Raw genomic sequence first — 6,124 nt, forward strand, 5'->3', positions numbered from 1 at the left:
CTCCCCACCCTCCCGAACCTGCGGATCTCCCTGATCCAGCCGCTCGAAGGCCGGAATCGATCGGTAAGGTGTTCGCATGAGAACCGGTGTGCGCCGCAGGATGGGTGTGGAGGAGCGGCGGCAGCAGTTGATCGGTGTCGCTCTCGACCTCTTCAGCCGACGCTCGCCCGAAGAGGTCTCCATCGACGAGATAGCGACGGCGGCCGGTATCTCCCGGCCACTCGTCTATCACTACTTCCCCGGCAAACTCAGCCTGTACGAGGCCGCGTTGAAGCGGGCCGCGGACGATCTCGCGGACCGTTTCGTGGAGCCCCGCGAGGGCCCGCTCGGCGGTCGCCTGCTGCGGGTGATGCGCCGCTTCTTCGACTTCGTCGACGAGCACGGCCCCGGTTTCTCCGCCCTGATGCGCGGCGGCCCCTCCTTCGGCTCCTCCCGGACGAACGCCCTCATCGACGGCGTGCGCCAAGCCGCCTATGTCCAGATCCTGTCGCACCTCGACATCAAGGATCCGCCCGCGCGCCTCGAACTGCTCATCCGTTCCTGGATCTCCCTGGCCGAGTCCACCGCTCTCATCTGGCTGGACGGCCGCGAGATCCCCCGGCACGAGCTGGAGACCCAGCTCGTGCACGACTTCGCCGCGCTCATGGCGGTGAGCGCGGCGTCGGACGAGGACATGGCGGCGATATTGCGCCAGGTGATCGCCGACGAGCCGGCGGACGGCCCGTTCGGCGATCTGATGGGGCGCCTAATGACCCTGGCGCGGCCGTAGCGGGCGCGCGGGCCCAGCTCGTCTAGAGCTCGTACTTGGCGTAGGAGGGGTCGAGGTCGCGTACCTCCGCCGACGCGTGGAAGGCCAGGCCCTCGGCCACCTTCACATGCTCGCGGAGCAGGCCCAGCACGTTCTCCGTCAGCGTCGCCTTCGTCTCGTCGGTGCGGCCGGCGAGCAGCCCCAGCGTGACGTGCACGACGCCGTGCCCCTCGGTGTCGAATCCGACCGTGGTGTCCTCGGTCCGCCGGAACTGCGTCTTGCAGGCCTCCGGCTTGGCCACGGCGGTCCGTACGACCTCCTCGTGCAGGGCCTTCGCGAACGCGGGCCGGTCGAAACCATCGGAGAGTACGGCGGAGTAGTCCACGGTGATCTGCGGCATCGAAGCGCTCCTCGGCAAGGTGTTCCAGTGGCTGTGGAAAATCAGCTCACCCTAGCCGGAGGCGGAGCGCCAGCATCGCGATGTCGTCATCCCGGTCACGCCCGAAGCAGTGCAGCAGGGTGTCGCACAGGGCGACCGTGCCGAGCGGGGCGTCCGCCGCGGCGGTCCGCAGATGCTCCATGGACACCGACAGGTCGATGCCGCGGGTCTCGATGAGTCCGTCGGTGACCATGAGGAGCCGGTCCGTGGGCCAGAGCGTCGTCTCCGTGGGCTCGGGCCGGTCGAGGCCGAGCCCGAGGAGCGGCCCGGACGCCTTCACGTACTCGGCGTTGCCGGCCTCGTGGACGACCAGCGGCGGGATGTGGCCCGCGTTGGCGACGCGGAGGCGTCCGCTGCGGGGCTCGACGAGGGCGAGGCAGACAGTGGCGGTGACGTCGGGGTGGTAGTGCTGGAGCATCTGGTCGAGCCGGGCGGCCAGCACTCCGGGGTCGGCCTCCTCCACGGCGAAGGCCCGCAGGGCGTGCCGGATCTCGACCATCACGGTGGCAGCTTCCAGGGAGTGCCCGACGACGTCGCCGACGGCGGTGAGGACACCGCCGCGGGTGGAGACGGCGGCGTAGAAGTCGCCGCCGATCTCGGTCTGGCGGGACGCGGGCACATAGCGGACGACGACTTCCAGGCCGGGGAACTCGGGCACCTGTTTGGGCAGGAAGCTGTGCTGAAGGGTGAGGGCGACGTGCCGTTCGACCTGGTACATGAGCAGCGGCTGCGCGGCGAGCGCGGTCGCCTGGGCGAGCCGGGAGACGAGGCCGGTGGTCTCGGTGGGCGTGGCATGGGAGCCGCTCAGGGGCAGGGCGACGCACACGGGGGTTCCGCCCTCGGTGCGGGCCAGCACCAGGCGGGCGTCCTCGCAGACGCCGGGCCGGAAGAAACCGGCGGGCCACAGGGGCGCGGGGACGACGGTGTCGTGCGTCCGGGGGTCGGCGGCGGTGAGGCGCCGGATGAGCCGGCCCACGGCGTCGTGGGCGCCGGCGTCGGGGAGAGTGGTGCGGGCGCGGGCGCGGGAGGTACCGCTGTAGAGCTCGCCGTCCTCGCCGAGCACGAACACTGCGGCCGGTGACCGGGTGAGCCGGGCGGCGCCCTCGGCGGCGGCCGCCGCGAGTTCCCCGAGGGTGCGGGCGGCCTGGACGTCGACGATGGTCTCGGAGAGCAGGGTGAGCCGACGGACGAGGGCCTCGGCGCCGTTGCGCATACGGGCGCCGCGTACCGCGGCGCGGACGACGGCCTGGATCTCCTCGGGTTCGGCGGGCACCGTCAGATATGCCTCACCGCCGGCGTCGAGGCCCTGGCAGCGGTCGCCGGGGGCGATGGCGGCGGCGGAGAAGTGCACGACGGGGAGGGCCGCCGTCGGGGGCTGTGCCTTGAGCCGGCGGCAGAGTTCGAAGCCGCTCATGTCGGGGAGACCGACGTCGACGAGGGCCAGGTCGGGCAGGGCTCCCGAGCGGAGGCGTTCGTCGAGTTCGGCGAGGGCCTCGCCGGCGCTGGCGACGGGGACGACACTGTGTCCGGCTCTGCGCAGCACGGCGCCCATGGCGTAACGGCCGGCGGCCGCGTCGTCCACCACCAGAACGGTGGTGCGTCCTTCGTCGGCCATGAGACTCATACGGTTGCTCGTCCCTGAGGCTCGGGTGGTGCAGGCCCTCTCCGCCTGCACCACCCAAGCTAGCGTCCTACTGGTCCGAGCGTGCGAATACCGCCACGGTCCGCCCCGGAACGGCGAACGTGCCGGATTCCGCCTCGTACGACGCGGACTTGACGGTAGAGTCCGCGCCCTCCGCCTGCACCGGGTGCAGGGCGTAGGCCGTTCCGGCGAGGTCCGTCACCGTCTGCTTCGCCTTCTCGGGGGTGGCGTTGAAGACGACGACGAGGTCGCCGAGCTCCATGGTGATCACGCCGGGCGTCTCGTCCTTGCCCGACAGCGGGAAGGAGAGCTTCGACTGGACCTGTCCGGTGGTGTCGAGGGAGAAGTCGCCCTCCGTCGAGCGGATCCGCAGCAGGTCCCGGTACGCCGCCGAGGCGCCCTCGATCTGGTCGCAGCCGACGGAGACCGAGGCCAGCAGGGGCTTGGCGTACGACCACTTGGCCTTGTTGTCGGTGGCCGGGGGCAGGCCGCGGCCGAAGCCGTTGCCGTCGCCGCAGTCCCAGTGGATCGCGTTGAACCAGTCGCCGCTGTCGTAGGAGTTGCGGTCGAGGGACTTGGAGCGCAGCAGGTCGGTGCCCGCCTGGGAGAGGGCGGGGCCCTGGGAGAGGGCGGCCGTGGCCATGGCGAGGACCTGCATGCGCGACCGGTCGGCGGCGCTCGTCGACTTCGGCAGTTTGAAGGCCAGCGCGTCGAACAGTGACTCGTTGTCGTGGGCGTCGACGTAGGCGAGGGCGTCGCCGGGAGCGTCCGCGTAGCCGGCGGCGCTGCCGTTGTAGTCGACCTCGGACCCCTTGACCTCCTTGCCGCTGGCGTCGGTGAACCGGTAGTCGGCGAGGTTGCCGCTCAGGCCGACCTTGACGAGGTCCTGGTAGTGCAGCAGCCGGGACTTCTGCTCGGCCGGGGTGCCGTTGCTCCCGGAGGAGTTGGGCTCCGTGTAGAGGCCGGAGGCGAAGCCCTGGACGCCGGGGTCCTCGTCGAAGGGGCCGCCACCGCGGACGGCGTCACGGGCGCGGTCGGAGAAGGTGGCGATGCCCGTGCCGGCCATGTTCTTCTGGGTGGCCTGGGTGAAGCGGGCGTCGTCGGCGACCTCGCCGAAGTTCCAGCCCTCCCCGTACAGGATGATCTTCTTGCCGTCGACGCCGTCCTTGGCGGGGGTCAGCGCGTCGAGGGCCTTGCGGACGGCGAGGATGTTGGCCTTGGGGTGGTGGCCCATGAGATCGAAGCGGAAGCCGTCGACCTTGTACTCCTTGGCCCAGGTGACGATCGAGTCGACGACGAGCTTGCCCATCATCGTGTTCTCGGGCGCGGTGTTGGCGCAGCAGGTGCTGGTCGCGACGGAGCCGTCGGCGAGGAGCCGCTGGTAGTAGCCGGGGACGACCTTGTCGAGGACGCTGGTCTTCGCCTGGCCGCTCGCGGTGGTGTGGTTGTAGACCACGTCCATCACGACCCGCAGCCCGTCGTCGTTGAGCGACTTCACCATCTTGCGGAACTCGACGGTGCGCCGGGTGCCGTTCGGGTCGGTCGCGTACGAGCCCTCGGGGACCGTGTAGTGGTACGGGTCGTAACCCCAGTTGAAGGCGTCCTTCGCGGCGGCCTTCGCCACGCACTCCTGCTGCTGCTCGGAGTCGGCGGCGTAGGAGCCGAGGTCGCAGTCGGGGGTCGCCTGGTCGGCCTTCCTCTCGGGGATGGTGGCGATGTCGAAGGCGGGCAGCAGGTGCACGTACGAGGTGCCGGCCTTCGCCAGTTGCCGCAGGTGCTTCGAGCCGGCGCTGTCCTTGTCGGTGAAGGCGAGGTAGGTGCCCTTGTCCTTGGCGGGGACCGTGCTGTCGGCGATCGAGAAGTCGCGGATGTGAAGTTCCTGGATCTGCGCGTCCTTCAGCGGTACCGCCTTCGGCTTGTCGTACGAGGTCCAGCCGCGCGGTGCGAGCGACCGGTCGGCGAGGTCGACGACGAGGCTGCGCTCGGAGTCGGTGGTGAGGGCGACGGAGTAGGGGTCGGTGACCTTGTTGGTGACGACCTTGCCGACGCCGGGCGCCCACACCTTGACGGTGTACCGGTAGGGCTTGCCCTTCCAGGACTTGGGGCCGGTGACGGACCAGACGCCGGTGGCACCGTTCCGCTTCATGGCCACCTTCGTGCCGTCGAGTTCGAGGGAGACCTGCTGGGCGGTGGGCGCCCAGACGGCGAGGGTCGGACGGCCGTCGCGGAAGGTCGGGCCGAGGTCGGCGTCCGATCCGTCGTAGAGGTCGTCGAGCACCCCGGCGATCTGCACGCCCGTCGCGGCGAGCACGGCGCCGTTCACCGCCCGCTGGGACGCGACGAGCTGGCCGCGCAGGGCCTCACGGACCCGGTCGCGGTCACGGGGGTCGACGGTCCAGGCGGTGTACGCCTTCAGATGCGGGAACCTTGCCTTCTGCGCGTCGGTGAGGGACGACTTGGTGAGGCGGAGCCAGCGCTCGTCGGTGCTGGTGAGGGTGGAGTCCTTCACCGCGATGGATCCGGTGCGGGAGTAGAGCAGCTGGGTGGAGGCGGCGCTGTCGTTGCCGTTCCAGGCGAGGGTGTTCCGGTCGATCCAGACCGCCTTGGAGGTGGTCAGGTCGAGGGCGGCGGCGGACCCGGCGGGCTGCGGGAGCAGGTACTTCTCCTGGCCGCTCAGCAGCCACACCTCGTGGCCGTTCGCCTTGAGGTCGAGGGCCTGGTCGGCGGGGAGGTCCTTCTCGTCGCCCTTGTGGAGGATGTAGCTGAGGCTGGTGGCGCCCTCGGCGAGCGGCACCTCGTAGACGGCGCCGTACGCGTCGGTCCGCACCGGTTCCAAGGGCTTGGACCAGTCGGTGGGGTGGGCGGCGCCGGCCCAGACGTGGAGGCCCCAGCCGTCGTACTTGCCGTCGGTGCGGTGGTAGTGCAGGACGGCCTTGGACTTGTCCTGCTCCGGGTACTCGCCGACCGGCTTCTCCGTACGGACGGCCTCCTTGCCCTGCTCGACCCAGATCTCGCCGGTCCTGGTGACGTCGATCGAGCGGTCGGCGGAGACGTCCTTGGTGCCGTCCTTGTCGATGACGAGGTAGCCGACGTTCGAGGCGCCGGGCTTCAGCTTGACGTAGGCGAAGGCGCCGTACGCGTCCCGTCCGACGAAGTCGTGCCCCTCCGGCCAGGTCGTGCCCTCGCCGTCGGCGATGTCGCCCCAGGCGTACAGCCGCCAGTCGGTGTAGTCGCCGTCGGCGCGCCTGTAGTGGACGATCGCGTGGTCGCGGGAGGAGGCGGCGGGGATCTCGGG

4 protein-coding genes are annotated in these 6,124 nt (G+C 70.6%); 1 reads left to right on the forward strand and 3 read right to left on the reverse strand.

Going from position 1 to position 6,124, the window contains the following annotated elements:
• Nucleotides 1-76: 76 nt before the first annotated feature.
• Nucleotides 77-769, forward strand: a complete 693-nt coding sequence (locus AOK15_RS30835) for a TetR/AcrR family transcriptional regulator (RefSeq protein WP_079058810.1) — start codon at nt 77-79, stop codon at nt 767-769.
• Between the two features lie 22 nt (nt 770-791).
• Here AOK15_RS30835 and AOK15_RS30840 read toward each other — a convergent pair whose 3' ends face one another.
• From AOK15_RS30840 to pulA, 3 genes are all read right to left on the reverse strand, one after another.
• Complete coding sequence (locus AOK15_RS30840; RefSeq protein WP_055521627.1) at nt 792-1,148, reverse strand: 5-carboxymethyl-2-hydroxymuconate Delta-isomerase; 357 nt, start codon at nt 1,146-1,148, stop codon at nt 792-794.
• A gap of 46 nt (nt 1,149-1,194) precedes the next feature.
• Entirely contained in the window at nt 1,195-2,802 is a 1,608-nt protein-coding gene (locus AOK15_RS30845) for a fused response regulator/phosphatase (protein ID WP_055521628.1), read from the reverse strand.
• A gap of 76 nt (nt 2,803-2,878) precedes the next feature.
• The coding region (gene pulA, locus AOK15_RS30850) for a pullulanase-type alpha-1,6-glucosidase (RefSeq protein WP_157870423.1) at nt 2,879-6,124 on the reverse strand (3,246 nt) is incomplete at its 5' end.

The sequence above is a fragment of the Streptomyces ossamyceticus genome, from assembly GCF_001418475.1.
GTDB lineage: Bacteria > Actinomycetota > Actinomycetes > Streptomycetales > Streptomycetaceae > Streptomyces > Streptomyces ossamyceticus.

Bases quoted from the DNA above. Each gene is read 5' to 3' on its own strand.
- AOK15_RS30835 (WP_079058810.1), top strand. From the start codon at position 77: ATGAGAACCGGTGTGCGCCGCAGGATGGGTGTGGAGGAGCGGCGGCAG.
- AOK15_RS30840 (WP_055521627.1), bottom strand. From the start codon at position 1,148: ATGCCGCAGATCACCGTGGACTACTCCGCCGTACTCTCCGATGGTTTC.
- AOK15_RS30845 (WP_055521628.1), bottom strand. From the start codon at position 2,802: ATGGCCGACGAAGGACGCACCACCGTTCTGGTGGTGGACGACGCGGCC.